The sequence below is a fragment of the Aquabacterium fontiphilum genome (assembly GCF_009909205.1).
GTDB classification, from domain to species: domain Bacteria; phylum Pseudomonadota; class Gammaproteobacteria; order Burkholderiales; family Burkholderiaceae_C; genus Aquabacterium; species Aquabacterium fontiphilum.
Genome location: NZ_JAAAPN010000002.1, coordinates 354,282 through 368,884 on the forward strand (window position 1 = coordinate 354,282; position 14,603 = coordinate 368,884).

Here is a 14,603-nt window from a genome sequence, read left to right on the forward strand (position 1 = left end):
AACACCATGGCACAAGTGCTTGTCGTCGATGACTCTGCCACCGTCCGCAACGAGGTCGGTGATTTCCTGAAAAAGAACGGCCTGGACGTGATCACGGCCGTGGACGGCCGAGACGGTCTGGCGAAACTCAAAGCCGATCCGCGCGTCAAGCTGATCGTCAGCGACGTGAACATGCCCAACATGGACGGCCTGACCATGGCCGAGAAGATCCGGGGCGAGTTGGGCAACAGCACGGTCAACATCATCATGCTGACCACCGAGAACACCCCGATCATGAAGGAGCGCGGCAAGGCCGCGGGCATCAAGGGGTGGATCGTCAAGCCCTTCAAGGGCGATGCCGTGATCGCCACATTCAAGAAGCTGGCCGAAGGCTGATTTTCTCGGCAGCTCGGCACGCCACATGCAAGACAAGCCCGCCTGGAAGGAGACACCACGCGGGCTTGTCTTGCGCCATCGCTTTGTCACAGGAAGCCGAATCATGATGTTCTTCCGTGTTTTGATGATGACCCTGCTGGGTCTGCTGCTGGCGCTGCCGGCAAGGGCAGCCGATGCCCGTCCGGGTTGCGACTCCTGTCGCATCGACGTGCGGTCGCTGGATGAGCCAGTCAAGCTGGCCGGGACGTGGCTGTTCACGCGCGATGACCGCCCCGAGAACAAGAATCCCGGCATCAGCACGCAGGACTGGAAGCTCGTCAAGGCGCCCGGCCCCTGGAAGGAAGCTTATGGCGACGGCAAGATCTTCACGGTCGGCTGGTACCGTGGCGAGATGCAGTTTGACCCGGCCCTGGTGGGTCAGGAGGTGGTGTTGCTGGTCAACACCTACATGGCGCGCATGAATGTCTACGTAGACGGCCAGGAGGTGTACCAGCGCCCCCGCAACATCAACGTCGAGCGCTATTACTCGATTCAGCCCATCCCGGTGCGCTTCAAGGTGACGCAGCCCTCGCATGTCGTCGCGTTCCGTGTAGAGACCCCGCTGATGACGGGCGTGTACCAGCTGCCGTTCGAGATGCATCGCTATGACCAGGCCGACACCAGCCTGGCCTGGTGGCAGATCTGGGGCGGTGAGGCCCGCACGATCGCGGCTTACACGATGCTGGTGTTCGGCCTGTTCTTCCTGCTCGTGTACTCCAAGACCCAGTACCCGCTTTATCTGATGGCTGCTCTGGCGGGTATCTTGATCTTCCCGTTCTTCGGGTCGCCAGGTGACTACTTCCTGAAGCTGTTCAGCCCCGAGGTGATGCTCTACTCGCACTACACCGGGCTGATGGGGGTGTTCATGTTCTACATGTTCGCCCAGTACATCGCCGGCCGCTTTCTTCCAAAGCTGAACTGGCTGTTCGGCGCGATCTATCTGGGCCTGTGTGTCACCATCGGCAGCATGATGTGGGTTCCCAATGTGGAGCTGTTCCAGAAGGTTCGCCCCATCCTCTTCATTCTGACCCTGGTCTCGGGCTTCATCGGGCTCGGCATTCTGAGCATGGCCTGGCGTGAGGGCAAGAGCGGCGCAGCCACTCTGGTGCTGGGCATCTGCGTGTTCCTCGTCACCGGCGTGAACGACGTGGCCCTGGCCCTGGGCAAGATCTCCTCTGTCTCGCTGATCTTCAGTGGCACGGTGTTCTTCGCCTGCACCATGATGTATGTGGCTTCCACCCGGTTTGCCAACACGTTCATGGAGAATCGCCAGCTGGTCAAGGACCTCAAGGTCATCAACGACAACCTGGAAGACCTCGTCTCCGAGCGCACCGAACAGCTGCGTGAGAAGACACAGGACATCGAGAGCATGCTGCAGAACATGCCCCAGGGGGTGCTCACGATCACCGGCCAGAACCAGGTCCACCCCGAGTATTCGGCTTACCTGGAGACCATTCTCGAGACCAAGGACATTGCCGGTCAGAGCCTGATGGCACTGATGTTTGCCAACACCAACCTCGGCTCGGACGCGTTGTCGGCGGTGGAGACCGCGGCGGGCGCCTGCATCGGCGAAGACGTCATGAACTTCGAGTTCAACAGCCACCTGATGGTGACCGAGTTCGACAAAACCATGCCGGATGGCCGGGTGAAGTCGCTGGCCTTGAGCTGGTCACCCATCTGCGACGACAAGGACACGGTCGAGAAACTGATGATCTGTGTGCGCGATGTCACCGAACTCAAGCGCCTGGAACAGGCCGCCAGCGAGCAAAAGCGCGAACTGGACATCATTGGCGAGATCCTGGCCGTGACACAAGAGAAGTTCTCCGACTTCATTGATGGCGCGCGCGGCTTCCTGGCCGAGAACCGCCAGCTGATCGAGCGCACGCAAACCAAGGACCTGGACGTGGTGGGCCTGCTGTTCCGCAACATGCACACCATCAAGGGCAATGCGCGCACTTATGGTTTCGTGAACCTGACCAACCTGGTGCACGAAGCCGAGCAGGCTTACGACGTGCTGCGCAAGGATGCGGAATCCGTTTGGGATGGCGCGGCCCTGCTGCACGCGCTCGACCAGGTGCAGGCCATGGTCGACGAGTATGCTCGCATCAACGAGCATGTGCTGGGCCGCAAGGGGCCCGGCCGCCGGGGCAGCGTCGAGAAGTACGTCATGGTCGAGCGTCACCAGGTTGCCGAGTCGCTGGCCATGCTGTCGAGCGTGGATCTGGACGATGTGGTGGCACTGCGTCGTGCACTCAAGCAGGTCGGCCTGACGCTCAGCCAGATCGGCACCGAGCGGCTGGATGCCATCCTCGCCGGACAGGTGGATTCGCTGCCCTCGCTGGCGCGTGAATTGGGCAAAGAGCCGCCCGTGGTCCGGGTGGACGACCGCCAGATCGTGGTCCACAACCAAGTGGCGCCGCTGCTCAAGAATCTCTTCACGCACCTGCTGCGCAACAGCATGGACCATGGCCTGGAGCCTGCGGACGTGCGCCGGGCGGCTGGCAAGCCCGCTGCGGGTCTGATCCAGATCGACATGGCGCTGGATCCCGAGCGCCTGCAGATCCGGTTGCGCGATGACGGCCGTGGGCTGGCGCTGGGGCGCATCCGTGCGCGGGCCATCGAGCAAGGGCTGCTGAGTGAGGATGAAGCCCGATCCGATGTCGAAGTGGCTCAGACCATCTTCCGCTCGGGCTTCTCGACGGCCGAACAGGTCACCGAGGTGTCGGGCCGTGGGGTCGGCATGGACGCCGTCCGTGGCTTCCTGCAGAAAGAGGCCGGCGAGATCGACATCCGCTTCCTGGATGACAAGGACGGGGCCGAGTACCGCGCGTTCGAGCTGGTGGTGACCTTGCCTGCGCGCTTTGGCACGCAACTCGACCACGCCACCGTCGAGCGCATGGCCGCACCGGGCGTGACGCCTGCCGTGGCTGGCTGAGCGCCGGATGCCGGCTTGGCCGGCATGCGTACATCCGGTCAACAAAAAACCCGCCTGGTCGCCCGGCGGGTTTTTTCATGCGGCCTGCATGTGCAGGCTGCGAGCCGAATCACTTCAGCTTCACTTCCTTGTACAGCACGTGCTTGCGTGCCTTCGGGTCGAACTTCATGAATTCCAGCTTTTCAGGCGTGGTCTTCTTGTTCTTGGCCGTGGTGTAGAAGTGGCCGGTACCCGCGGTGGATTCCAGCTTGATCTTTTCGCGTCCGCCTTTAGCAGCCATGGTTCAGTCTCCGATCACAGTTCGCCACGGGCGCGCAGGTCAGCCAGGACCTGATCGATGCCCACCTTGTCCACCAGGCGCAGGCCAGCAGCGCTGACGCGCAGGCGAACCCAGCGGTTCTCGCTCTCGACCCAGAAACGGCGGTACTGCAGGTTGGGCAGGAAACGACGCTTGGTCTTGTTGTTGGCGTGGGACACATGGTTCCCGACCATCGGGCCCTTGCCCGTGATTTGACAGACGCGTGCCATGACGCTTCTCCGTTCGCTTGTATGCGTAGTGTTGCGATCGGTGCCCAGAGCAGGGGTGCGGCTGACCTCGAGAGGCCCGGCGCCGCAAACGCCTGATGGATCACCCTTCCGGCAGCGTGTGCGCCCTGATGCGGTCGATCATATCGGCGCGCGACTGGCTCACCCACTCCGGGACGAATTTTGCGAAAACCGAGATTATAGCCAGTTTCCGCGTCTTTGGCAAAACGCCCGCATGCTCAGGCGCCGTTCTGCTCCAGGAAGCGCTGCGCGTCGAGCGCGGCCATGCAGCCCGTGCCGGCGCTGGTGATGGCCTGGCGGTACACGTGATCCTGCACATCGCCAGCGGCGAACACGCCCGGCACGCTGGTCATCGTGGCAAAGCCCTCGTGGCCGCCCTTGGTGATGATGTAGCCGTCCTTCATCTCCAGCTGGCCCTGGAAGATGTCGGTGTTGGGATGATGTCCGATCGCGATGAAGCAGCCCTTGAGTGCCAGCTCCTTCGTGGTGTCATCCTGCACGTTCTTCAGGCGCACGCCCGTCACGCCCGACTGGTCGCCCAGCACCTCGTCGAGCACGTTGAACAGATGCAGTTCGATCTTGCCAGCAGCCACCTTCTCCATCACCTTGTCAATCATGATGGCCTCTGCGCGGAACTTGTCGCGCCGGTGGATCAGGTGCACTTTGCTCGCGATGTTTGACAGGTACAGCGCCTCCTCGACGGCCGTGTTGCCGCCCCCGACCACACAGACCACCTCGTCGCGGTAGAAAAAGCCGTCGCAGGTGGCGCAGCCGCTCACCCCTCGGCCCATGAAGGCCTCTTCCGAGGGCAGCCCGAGGTACTTGGCCGAAGCGCCCGTGGCGATGATCAGGGTGTCGGCGGTGTAGGTGCCCGCATCACCGGTCAGTGTGAACGGCCGTTTGGAGAGGTCGACCGAGTTCACATGGTCGAACACCATGTTGGTGTGGAAGCGCTCGGCGTGTTGCAGGAAGCGCTGCATCAGGTCGGGGCCTTGCACGCCGTGGGCGTCTGCGGGCCAGTTGTCCACCTCAGTGGTCGTCATCAACTGGCCACCCTGGGCCAGCCCGGTGACCAGCGTCGGCTTCAGGTTGGCCCGGGCGGCGTAGATGGCCGCGGTGTAGCCGGCTGGGCCCGATCCGAGGATGAGGACTTGGCTGTGTTGGGGGGTGCTCATGGCGTGGCCTTTCTGGTGCAACTGGACAGCGGGGGGAACTGTGCGGCCTTCTGGGCACTACTTTCGCGACACCTCTTGGCAAGGCGTTCTAAAGTGCTCAATATTTCCGCATCACTGCCGAAAATTGTAGAGACAGGTTGTTTGTCACACGGGGAAGCAGGTGAAAAGTCACCCAACCTTCCAAATTTTCCTTGACAGGCCACAACGTCTGATGAACTGAGGAGCTGCCATGGCCATGTTGTCCAATCTTGATCTGATTCGCCGCGTACCGTTGTTTTCCATGTTGACCCAGGCGCAGGCGGAGTCCATCGCCGACGGCGTGGTGAAGCGGCGCTACCGCCGGGGCGAGTTGATCGTGGAGCGCGGGCGCAAGACCAATTCGCTGTTCATTTTGCTGACCGGCCGAGCGCGCGTGGTCGCATCGGACGAGCGCGGCCGCGAAGTCATTCTCGCCGTGCTCGAAGCGGGTGATTACCTGGGCGAGATGAGCCTGATCGACAACGAGCCGCATTCGGCCACGGTTCGCGCCGAGGTGCAGACCGACGTGCTGGTGCTGGGTCGCACCGAGTTCGCCCGTTGCCTGCCCGAGAATTCGTCGCTGTCTTACGCCATCATGCGCGGCCTGGTGCAGCGTCTGCGCAACGCCGACCGCCAGATCGAGTCGCTGGCGCTGCTGGACGTGTATGGCCGCGTGGCCCGCGCCTTGCTGGACATGGCCGACGAAGACCACGGTGAGAAGATCATCCGCGGCAAGGTTTCCCGTCAGGATCTCGCCAAGCACGTGGGGGCCTCGCGCGAGATGGTCTCGCGCGTCATGAAGGACCTGGAAGAGCGCGGCCTGATCGAAACGCAGGAAACCGGCAGCGTGGTGCTCAAGGACAGGCTGGCAGCCACTGCCTGAGCGTCGTCTGCCTGATGGTGGCCCCCGGCCCGCCGCTGTTGCGTTCGGCAACGCGGTGGGCCGTGTCGTTTGCGACACAATGCGGCCATGACCTTTCCTCTTGGCTCCATGACCGACGATGCGCCTGCTTCCCGACGCAAGAAGCGGGTGGCTGAGCGCGGTGTTGAAGCGGCGCCTCCGCTGCCCGCGCCCCCGGTGCGCTTGAACCGCACTGCCGGTCCCGTCGGGGCGCCCGTGGCCCCGCCTAGCCAGGACACTGGCCTGCGCGCGCAGGCGGCGTTGCTGGCAGGTGCGGTCGGTCTGGTCTTGCTGGTGCTGGCCCTGCTCACGCATGACCGTCTCGACCCCGCCTTCAGCACATCCGGCGAGCGAGTCATCGCTCAGAACTGGGTGGGTGCGCTGGGCGCCCATGCCTCCGATCTGCTGTTCGTGACCTTCGGTCTGTCTGCCTGGTGGCTGGCGCTGTTTGCAGGCCGGCTGTGGCTGTCTGCGCTGGCTGACTGGTTGCGCCGAGACGCCGCCGTGCCCGCGCAGGCCGGCGCCGCGCCAGTGCGGCCACGCTGGATGGCCGCGCTGGGCTTGGGGATGCTGATGTCCGCCAGCTGCGCGCTGGAGTGGTCGCGCCTGTATCGCCACGAGTCCGCGCTCGCAGGTGAGCATGCCGGCGGCGTGCTGGGCATGACGCTGGGGCAGTGGGGCACGACCTGGCTGGGCTTCAACGGCTCAGGCGTGTTCTGGGTGGCCATGCTCGTGGCCGGGCTGGCCCTGGCTTTCCGTTTTTCGTGGCTCACGGTGGCCGAGCGCATCGGCGAGCGGCTCGAGCGCCTGCGACAGCGGCATGAAGCACAGCGTGAGGTTGAGCACGACCTGCGCATCGGCGAGAAGGCCGCCATTGAGCGCGAACGCGTGGTCGAAGAAGTGCGCCATGAACTGCCGTCCGAGCCCGTGCCCATCATCATCGAGCAACCGGTGATCGAGGTGCCCAAGTCCGAGCGTGTCGTCAAGGAAAAACAGAAACCCCTGTTCGCCGAGATGGGCGACAACAAGCTGCCCCAGATCGACCTGCTGGATGCCGCCACCGGCCGCATGGAGACCGTGACGGCCGAGTCCCTGGAGATGACGTCTCGCATGATCGAGAAGAAGCTCAAGGACTTCGGGGTCGACGTGCGCGTGGTTGCGGCTTCGCCGGGTCCTGTCATCACCCGTTACGAAATCGAGCCGGCTACCGGCGTGAAGGGCTCGCAGATCGTCAACCTGGCCAAGGACCTGGCGCGCTCTCTGTCGCTGGTCAGCATCCGCGTGGTCGAGACCATTCCAGGCAAAAACCTCATGGCGCTGGAGTTGCCCAACGCCAAGCGCCAGATGATCCGCCTGACCGAGATCCTGGGCTCGCAGGTCTACCACGAGGCCCAGTCCATGCTGACCATCGGCCTGGGCAAGGACATCGTGGGGGCACCCGTCGTGGCCGATCTGGCCAAGATGCCACACTGCCTGGTGGCTGGTACCACCGGTTCGGGCAAGTCGGTGGGGATCAACGCCACCATCCTGAGCCTTCTGTACAAGGCCGAAGCGCGCGATGTGCGCCTCATCCTGATCGACCCGAAGATGCTCGAAATGAGTGTCTACGAAGGCATTCCACACCTGCTGTGCCCGGTCGTGACCGACATGAAGCAGGCCGGCAATGCGCTGAACTGGGCCGTCGGCGAGATGGAGCGGCGCTACAAGCTCATGTCCAAGATGGGTGTGCGCAACCTGGCCGGCTACAACAAGAAGATGGACGAGGCCAGGGCCCGCGGTGAACTCATTCCCAATCCGTTCAGTCTGACGCCCGACGAGCCCGAGCCGCTGGACCGCTTGCCGCACATCGTCATCGTGATCGACGAGCTGGCTGACCTGATGATGGTGGTGGGCAAGAAGATCGAAGAGCTGATCGCGCGCCTGGCCCAGAAGGCCCGTGCGGCCGGCATCCACCTCATTCTGGCCACGCAGCGCCCCTCGGTCGATGTGATCACCGGCCTGATCAAGGCCAACATCCCGACGCGCATCTCCTTCCAGGTCAGCAGCAAGATCGACAGCCGCACCATCCTCGACCAGATGGGGGCTGAGGCCTTGCTGGGGCAGGGCGACATGCTGTATCTGGCTCCGGGAACGGGCTTGCCCGTCCGCGTGCACGGCGCGTTCGTGTCGGACGACGAGGTTCACCGCGTGGTCGAGTACCTCAAAACCCAGGGCGAGCCCAATTACATCGAAGGCATTCTGGAAGGCGGTTCGCTCAGCGACGAGGGCAGCAACCTCGACGGCTCGCCCGCCGGCGGCGGCGATGGCGAGCAGGATCCGATGTACGACAACGCCGTGGCCGTGGTGCTGCAGCACCGCAAGGCCTCGATCTCACTGGTGCAGCGTCACCTGCGCATTGGCTACAACCGGGCCGCGCGTCTGCTGGAGCAGATGGAGAAGTCGGGCTTGGTATCAGCCATGTCGACCAACGGCAACCGCGAGATCATCACGCCGGCCCGCGGCGGCGACGGTGGCGCCACGGCCGCCCCGTGGGACAACTGACACGGGGCGGGCCGGCAGGGTATGCCGGTTGCTCGGGGAACCCCGAACGGCTGACACGATCACATCGCACATGACACATCAGAAGCATTTGCCCCGGCGCGCCTGCCTGATTCTTGCTGCCAGCGCCTTGGTGGGCTTGGCGACGCCGTCCCATGCGGTGGACGCCGGTGCCGTGCAAACCTTGCGCGGCTTCGTCAAGGAAGCCCAGTCCGGTCGTGCCGCGTTCACGCAGACCGTGATTTCGCCCGATGGCAAGCGCCAACGGCGCTCGACCGGCACGCTCGAATTCCAGCGGCCAGACCGTTTCCGGTTCGCGTACACCACACCATCCGAGCAGCTCATTGTGGCCGACGGCCAGCAGGTCTGGCTGCACGATGTGGATCTGGAACAGGTGACGGTGCGGCCGGTGGCGCAGGCCATGGGCAGCACGCCTGCGGCCATTCTCTCGTCCGAGGCGCTTGAGCGCGATTTCGTGCTCAAGGCCATCCCGGCGCCGACGGCAGGTGCGGTGTCCGCGACCCCGTCGCCAGCACCGGGGGCGCTGAAATGGGAATGGGTGGAAGCAACGCCACGTCGCAAGGACGGCGCCTTCCAGTCTGTCGAAGTGGGATTTGCCAACGGCCGCCTCGCGGCCCTGGACATCCTTGACGGGTTCGGCCAGCGCACGCGCCTGTCGTTCTCGCGTTTCGAGACCGGCGTGCGCTTTGCGCCGAACCACTTCCAGTTCACGCCACCCGCGGGGGTGGACGTGTTGCGTCAGCCCTGATCAGCCTTCGCGCTTGCCGAAACCGGCGCGCTTCGGGCCGCCGAAGCTCGGCTTGCCGCCCTGCTTGAAGCCTGGCTTGCCACCAAACGGCTTGCGGTCACCGAACGGCTTCTTGTCGCCGAACTTCTCACCGAACGCCTTCTTCTCGCCGAAGGGCTTGTTCTCGCCAAACGACTTGTTTTCGCCGAAGGCCTTGCGTTCGCCAAAGGTGCGTTCGCCCTGCGGCTGACGGTCACCAAACGGCTTGCCGAACGGCTTCTTGTCGTAGGGCTTACCGAAGGGCTTGTCCTGGCCGCGATCCTGGAAGCCACGGCCCGCATCGGCGCGCTGCTCGAAGCGCGGGTCAAAGCGCTGTTCGCCGCGTTGCTCGAAACGGTTGTCCGATCGGCTGTCAAAGCGGTTGTCACCACGGTGATCGCCGCGGTTGTCGAAGCGAGGCTCAGCTGCGCGATCGCGGAAGGGCGCCTCGCCGCGGCCGTCACGACGGCGGTCGTCAAAGCGGTTCTCACCCTGACCACGCGGGCCGCCAAAACGCGGACCACGGTCGTCACGATGACGTTGACCGGGCATGGGCTTGCCGAAGCGGCCGCCGGTCTTCTCAGGCGCGAGCTTGGTCTTGGGCTCCAGGCCGGCGATGACCGCCTCGGGAATGCGTTGCGTCGTGAAGCGCTCGATGCGGCGCACCATCGGGATGTCGCGGCGCTCGGCCAGCGTCAGGGCCAGGCCACTGCGGCCCGCGCGGCCGGTGCGGCCGATGCGGTGCACGTAGTCTTCGGCCTTCATCGGCATGCCGTAGTTGATCACGTGGGTGATCGTGGGCACGTCGATGCCCCGAGCGGCCACATCGGTGGCGACCAGCACGCGCAGCTGGCGCATGCGCAGCGCCTGCAGCACGCGGTTGCGACGGCCTTGCGGCATGCCGCCGTGCAGGGCTGCCACGGCGTGACCCATCTCGGCCAGGCGGTCTGCCAGCACATCGGCGTCGCGCTGCGTGCTGGTGAACACCACGGCCTGGTCCACTTCGCGCGACGTCAGCACGTGGTCCAGCAGGTCGTTCTTGTGGTGCAACGAATCGGCCACGTGCAGACGTTGCTCGATGTTGTCATGGCTGTCGGTGTGCGAGGCCACCGAGATGTCCTGCGGGTCGCGGGTCAGGCGGTGTGCCAGTTGGCCGACGTGCCCGGCGAAGGTCGCGCTGAACATCCAGGTCTTGCGCTCGGCCGGCGTCTGGGCAGCGATGGCCTCGATGTCTTCGATGAAGCCCATGTCCAGCATGCGGTCCGCCTCGTCAAGCACCAGCACCTCGAGGTTGTTCAGCACGGCAGCACCCGTACCCAGGTGGTCCAGCAGACGGCCGGGGGTGGCGATTAGCACGTCCAGCGGGCCCTTCAGCGCTTTGAGCTGGGCGCCATACGGCACGCCGCCCACGATGGTGGCCACACGCAGGCCTTGCACATGGCGGCCATAGGTCGTGGCCGCCTTGGCGACCTGCATGGCCAGTTCACGGGTGGGTGCCAGCACCAGCACGCGCGGGCCATGCACGATGCCCTTTTCGCGGCGCTTGGTGTTTTCGCCACGGGCGGCGAGCACCTGGGCCAGAGCCGGCAGCATGAACGCGGCGGTCTTGCCGCTGCCGGTCTGCGAGGCGACTTTCAGGTCGGCGCCACCCAGCGCGGCCGGGATAGCCAGGCTCTGAACAGGCGTGGGCGAGGTGTAGCCCGCATCTGCGAGCGCGCGGCACAGCGCCTCGGGCAGACCCAGGTCGTCAAAGCGCACACCCTCGTCTTGCGCCACTTCGGGCGTGGTGGCGGTGTCCATGGGGAGCCCCTGTTCGTCCAGGGTCACGGCTTCGCGGTCGGCGGTAATTTGGTTCGAGTTCGACATCACAACTTTCTCAAGCAAAAGCGGCCCAGCGACCTCACAAGGAGGTCGACAAAGGGCCATAACGCAGCGTGGTTCCAGCACGGAACGCGCGTCAGGGCAGGTCGCTGTGGAACGTGTCCAGACTTCGTGGCAAGGGGCCAGTCGTGCTTGCACGCTGGGGTACCCGGACGGGGCCACGTCGAGTCGGCTGAAAGCGACGGCATCGCCGCCAACCGGAACTCAAGACACGTTGAAATCGGTTGCGATGCGCTGTCTGGATGACAGGTGCAACCCGGCTTGAAAAAGGTCAGTGGGGATGAACGAATCTGCGGATCAAGCCGCAGAAGCTCGCATTGTGGCAGATCGGCGCGGTTTTGCCTAGGGGTTACCCTGTTTGCGGGGGCTGCTGCCAAAATGGGGGCATGCAAGAGACCCTCTCGCTCGACCTTCCGGAGCCGCCCGGTCGCCCCACGCGGGCTGATTCAGGGCCCGCCGGCCCTGCTGCGGACCCGACGACTGCACCGCTGGCCGAGCGCCTGCGTCCGCAGACGCTGGACGATGTCGTGGGGCAGGATCACCTGTTGGGCGCAGGACAACCGCTGCGTGTCGCGTTCGAGTCCGGTCAGCCGCACTCGATGATCCTGTGGGGCCCGCCCGGCGTGGGCAAGACCACGCTGGCACGCCTGATGGCCCATGCGTTTGACGCGCAGTTTCTGGCCATCTCGGCTGTGTTGGGTGGGGTCAAGGACATCCGGGAAGCCGTCGAACAGGCGCAGCTTGCCCGGCGCGCCGGACGCCGCACCATCGTCTTCGTTGACGAGGTCCATCGATTCAACAAGGCGCAGCAGGATGCTTTTCTGCCGCACGTCGAATCCGGCCTGTTCACCTTCATCGGTGCCACGACCGAGAACCCTTCGTTCGAGGTCAACGCCGCCTTGTTGTCGCGCGCCACGGTGCATGTGCTGCGGTCCATGGATGATGCGGCCATGGCGCGCCTGCTGGACAAAGCCCGCACGGCCATCGCCGGGCCGGCGCTGACGCCAGCCGCGCGCGAGCGCCTGATCGCATACGCAGACGGTGACGCACGGCGACTGATTAACACCTATGAAACCTTGGCCGGCTTGCTGCGGGGCCGGGACGAGGTCGACGAAGCCATGCTGCAGCAGGCCCTGGGCGAGCAGCTGCGACGCTACGACAAAGGCGGCGACCAGTTCTACGACACCATCTCGGCGTTGCACAAGTCTGTCCGAGGCTCCGACCCGGACGCGGCGCTGTACTGGTTCGTGCGGATGCTGGATGGCGGTGTCGACCCGCGCTACATCGTGCGCCGCCTCATCCGAATGGCCAGCGAAGACATTGGCCTGGCCGACCCGCGGGCGCTGCGCATGGCCCTGGATGCAGCCGAGACCTATGAGCGCCTGGGCTCGCCCGAAGGCGAGCTGACGCTGGCGCAGTGCGTGCTGTACCTCGCCATCGCGCCCAAGAGCAATGCGGCTTACATCGCCTACAAGTCGGCGCGCGCCTGGGTGCAGCAGGACGTCAGCCGACCGGTGCCCATGCATCTGCGCAATGCACCGACCAAGCTGATGAAAGAGTTGGGGCACGGCCACGGTTACCGCTACGCCCACGATGAGCCGGGCGGCGTGGCCGCTGGTGAGCGGTATCTGCCCGATGGGATGACGGCGCAGCGCTTTTACGAGCCCGTACCGCGCGGGCTGGAGATCAAGATCGGCGAGCGACTGGCGCAGCTGCGGGCGCAGATACAGGAAACATGACCAAATGCCCCCACAAGGGGGTATCGATTCGGATGCTGCGAGCATTCAGAATGCGCGCTCATGATCCCTAGCAGTGCCTTGACACAATTCGGCAGAGCCGCGGCGCTCGTTATCGCGGGAGCAGTTAAGGCGTTTGGTTTCGCCCCTTATGACCTGTGGGGCGTGGCAGTGCTTTCCTACGTCACGCTTTTCTATATCTTGGCGCGAAGTGAGTCAGTGGCGCGCACGGCGATTTACGCGCTGATTTTCTTCTGCGCGTCGCAGCTGTCGGGGCACCACTGGATACTTCACGCACTGAGTGCCGAGGTGGGATGGCCAGATACCTACTCAATCGTCGTGCTGTTCCTGCTGGCGCTCTACTTGGCGCTGCCGGTGGCATTGGCTTTAGCCATCTGGCGTGCGCTTTATCACAGTCTTAGGCGGCGTATTGCCTGGACTGTATGGCTTGGGGCCGCGGCATGGTTCCTGATGATCGGCGAGTTCGTGCGTAGCTGGGCTTTCGGCGGCTTTTCCTCGTTGTTCATGGGTTACGTCGCGCTGGAAACGCCGCTCGCGGGCGTTTTTCCTATTGGCAGCGTATGGGGAGCAGGGTGGGCCTTGCTCATCACCGCCTATGCGATCTACCTCTGGCTTGAGCCGAGAGCAGTTGCCCCGCTGGCCCTCAAGCTGGTCGTACTTGTCGTGGCGACCGTTTTGTGGGCTGGTGGCTGGTGGAGCGCGCAGCGTGAATGGGTGCACGTGGATGGCGCGCCGCTGCGTGTCACGCTTCTACAGACCGACATACCGCAAGGGGACAAGTTCAACGAGCAGAAGATGGGCCAACTATGGGCCCAGATCAAGCAGCTTGCCGCGCAAGCAGAGGGGCAACTCTGGGTGGCGCCAGAAACCGCCATACCGGTTCTTCTGGCAGACGTTCCAATTGACGTCCATCGGGCGATCAGTAGCCGGCTGGGGCGCCTTCAGGCCCGAGGCTACTTCGGCGCCCCAGTCGAGCAGCATGGGAGCCTGTACAACGCCGTGGTGGAATTTGGCGCCGAGGGGCCGACAGGTCTCGCATATCGCAAGGCGGTGCTGATGCCTTTCGGTGAGTACGTGCCCCGTGGCTTCGGGTGGCTGGCGCCTGCCCTGGACATCCCTCTGAAAGACCTGAGCCCCGCGCCAGACGACGCACCGGCTGACATGAGCTTCAGTGCCACGCGTCTCGCTTTCTTGGTTTGTCATGAAGACCTTGATCCAGCGCTTGGGCGCCGTGCCGCAGCGCACGCCGGCTTGATACTGAACCCCACAAATCTTGCCTGGTTTGATAGCTTGGCAGGCAAACAGCGTTTGCAGATCTCTCGTGTCAGAGCGGCAGAGGTGGGAAGACCGGTGCTGCGAGCGGCGAATCGCGAAGGGTCCGCTGTCATTGATCACAGGGGCCGCGTGTTGGTCCAGGCACCGGCGGGCGCCCGCGCATTGCAGGCCGAAGTGTGGCCCGCCCACGGATCAACACCGTTCTCGCAAGCTGGCCTGCTCGGGGTGCTTCTGATTGTTGCCGCTGCGCAGGCGACCCTTACGTTCGCTTACGGGTTTATCGCCGGAATCCCCAAGGAGGGGGAGGGCTCCCCCAGCTCGACCTCAATAGCATAGGCGTGCTGTTTTTAACACTCAACTTCGTACACCAAGGGGT

Annotated in this window: 11 protein-coding genes; 7 read left to right on the top strand and 4 right to left on the bottom strand. The window is 64.3% G+C overall.

Translation table 11 applies throughout. From position 1 onward, the window contains the following. The first annotated feature begins 6 nt into the window (after positions 1 to 6). Positions 7 to 375, top strand: a complete 369-nt coding sequence (locus tag GTZ97_RS03650; RefSeq protein WP_161649145.1) for a response regulator — start codon at positions 7 to 9, stop codon at positions 373 to 375. A gap of 103 nt (positions 376 to 478) precedes the next feature. Beyond that, entirely contained in the window at positions 479 to 3,349 is a 2,871-nt protein-coding gene (locus GTZ97_RS03655; protein ID WP_161649146.1) for an Hpt domain-containing protein, read from the top strand. Positions 3,350 to 3,458: 109 nt separating this feature from the next. Here GTZ97_RS03655 and rpmG read toward each other — a convergent pair whose 3' ends face one another. From rpmG to trxB, 3 genes are all read right to left on the bottom strand, one after another. After that, complete coding sequence (rpmG, locus tag GTZ97_RS03660) at positions 3,459 to 3,629, bottom strand: 50S ribosomal protein L33 (RefSeq protein WP_109037199.1); 171 nt, start codon at positions 3,627 to 3,629, stop codon at positions 3,459 to 3,461. Between the two features lie 14 nt (positions 3,630 to 3,643). Further along, complete coding sequence (gene rpmB / locus GTZ97_RS03665) at positions 3,644 to 3,877, bottom strand: 50S ribosomal protein L28 (protein WP_161649147.1); 234 nt, start codon at positions 3,875 to 3,877, stop codon at positions 3,644 to 3,646. A gap of 236 nt (positions 3,878 to 4,113) precedes the next feature. Continuing rightward, complete coding sequence (trxB, locus tag GTZ97_RS03670) at positions 4,114 to 5,070, bottom strand: thioredoxin-disulfide reductase (protein ID WP_161649148.1); 957 nt, start codon at positions 5,068 to 5,070, stop codon at positions 4,114 to 4,116. Positions 5,071 to 5,299: 229 nt separating this feature from the next. Here trxB and GTZ97_RS03675 point away from each other — a divergent pair, with 229 nt between their 5' ends. The 3 genes from GTZ97_RS03675 to lolA all read left to right on the top strand — a co-directional run bounded on the left by GTZ97_RS03675 (position 5,300) and on the right by lolA (position 9,296). Further along, complete coding sequence (locus tag GTZ97_RS03675; protein ID WP_161649149.1) at positions 5,300 to 5,971, top strand: Crp/Fnr family transcriptional regulator; 672 nt, start codon at positions 5,300 to 5,302, stop codon at positions 5,969 to 5,971. 87 nt (positions 5,972 to 6,058) lie between these two features. Continuing rightward, positions 6,059 to 8,530, top strand: coding sequence for a DNA translocase FtsK (locus GTZ97_RS03680; RefSeq protein WP_201748144.1), 2,472 nt, complete (start codon positions 6,059 to 6,061; stop codon positions 8,528 to 8,530). A 70-nt stretch (positions 8,531 to 8,600) separates the two neighbouring features. Continuing rightward, positions 8,601 to 9,296, top strand: coding sequence for an outer membrane lipoprotein periplasmic chaperone LolA (lolA, locus tag GTZ97_RS03685; protein ID WP_201748145.1), 696 nt, complete (start codon positions 8,601 to 8,603; stop codon positions 9,294 to 9,296). Here the strand turns inward: lolA and GTZ97_RS03690 are convergent, their stop codons facing one another. Continuing rightward, positions 9,297 to 11,072: a DEAD/DEAH box helicase gene (locus GTZ97_RS03690; protein ID WP_161649195.1), complete on the bottom strand. Its 1,776-nt coding sequence runs from the start codon at positions 11,070 to 11,072 to the stop codon at positions 9,297 to 9,299. 509 nt (positions 11,073 to 11,581) lie between these two features. Between GTZ97_RS03690 and GTZ97_RS03695 the strand changes: the two genes are divergently transcribed. Together GTZ97_RS03695 and lnt are read left to right on the top strand one after the other, a co-directional pair. Next, positions 11,582 to 12,934, top strand: coding sequence for a replication-associated recombination protein A (locus tag GTZ97_RS03695; protein ID WP_161649150.1), 1,353 nt, complete (start codon positions 11,582 to 11,584; stop codon positions 12,932 to 12,934). A 60-nt stretch (positions 12,935 to 12,994) separates the two neighbouring features. Continuing rightward, on the top strand, positions 12,995 to 14,563 hold the full coding sequence (lnt, locus tag GTZ97_RS03700) for an apolipoprotein N-acyltransferase (protein ID WP_161649151.1): 1,569 nt from the start codon (positions 12,995 to 12,997) through the stop codon (positions 14,561 to 14,563). The last annotated feature ends 40 nt before the right edge of the window (positions 14,564 to 14,603 follow it).

Coding starts and splice junctions, on each gene's coding strand:
- GTZ97_RS03650 (WP_161649145.1), top strand. CDS start 7: ATGGCACAAGTGCTTGTCGTCGATGACTCTGCCACCGTCCGCAACGAG.
- GTZ97_RS03655 (WP_161649146.1), top strand. CDS start 479: ATGATGTTCTTCCGTGTTTTGATGATGACCCTGCTGGGTCTGCTGCTG.
- rpmG (WP_109037199.1), bottom strand. CDS start 3,629: ATGGCTGCTAAAGGCGGACGCGAAAAGATCAAGCTGGAATCCACCGCG.
- rpmB (WP_161649147.1), bottom strand. CDS start 3,877: ATGGCACGCGTCTGTCAAATCACGGGCAAGGGCCCGATGGTCGGGAAC.
- trxB (WP_161649148.1), bottom strand. CDS start 5,070: ATGAGCACCCCCCAACACAGCCAAGTCCTCATCCTCGGATCGGGCCCA.
- GTZ97_RS03675 (WP_161649149.1), top strand. CDS start 5,300: ATGGCCATGTTGTCCAATCTTGATCTGATTCGCCGCGTACCGTTGTTT.
- GTZ97_RS03680 (WP_201748144.1), top strand. CDS start 6,059: ATGACCTTTCCTCTTGGCTCCATGACCGACGATGCGCCTGCTTCCCGA.
- lolA (WP_201748145.1), top strand. CDS start 8,601: ATGACACATCAGAAGCATTTGCCCCGGCGCGCCTGCCTGATTCTTGCT.
- GTZ97_RS03695 (WP_161649150.1), top strand. CDS start 11,582: ATGCAAGAGACCCTCTCGCTCGACCTTCCGGAGCCGCCCGGTCGCCCC.
- lnt (WP_161649151.1), top strand. CDS start 12,995: ATGATCCCTAGCAGTGCCTTGACACAATTCGGCAGAGCCGCGGCGCTC.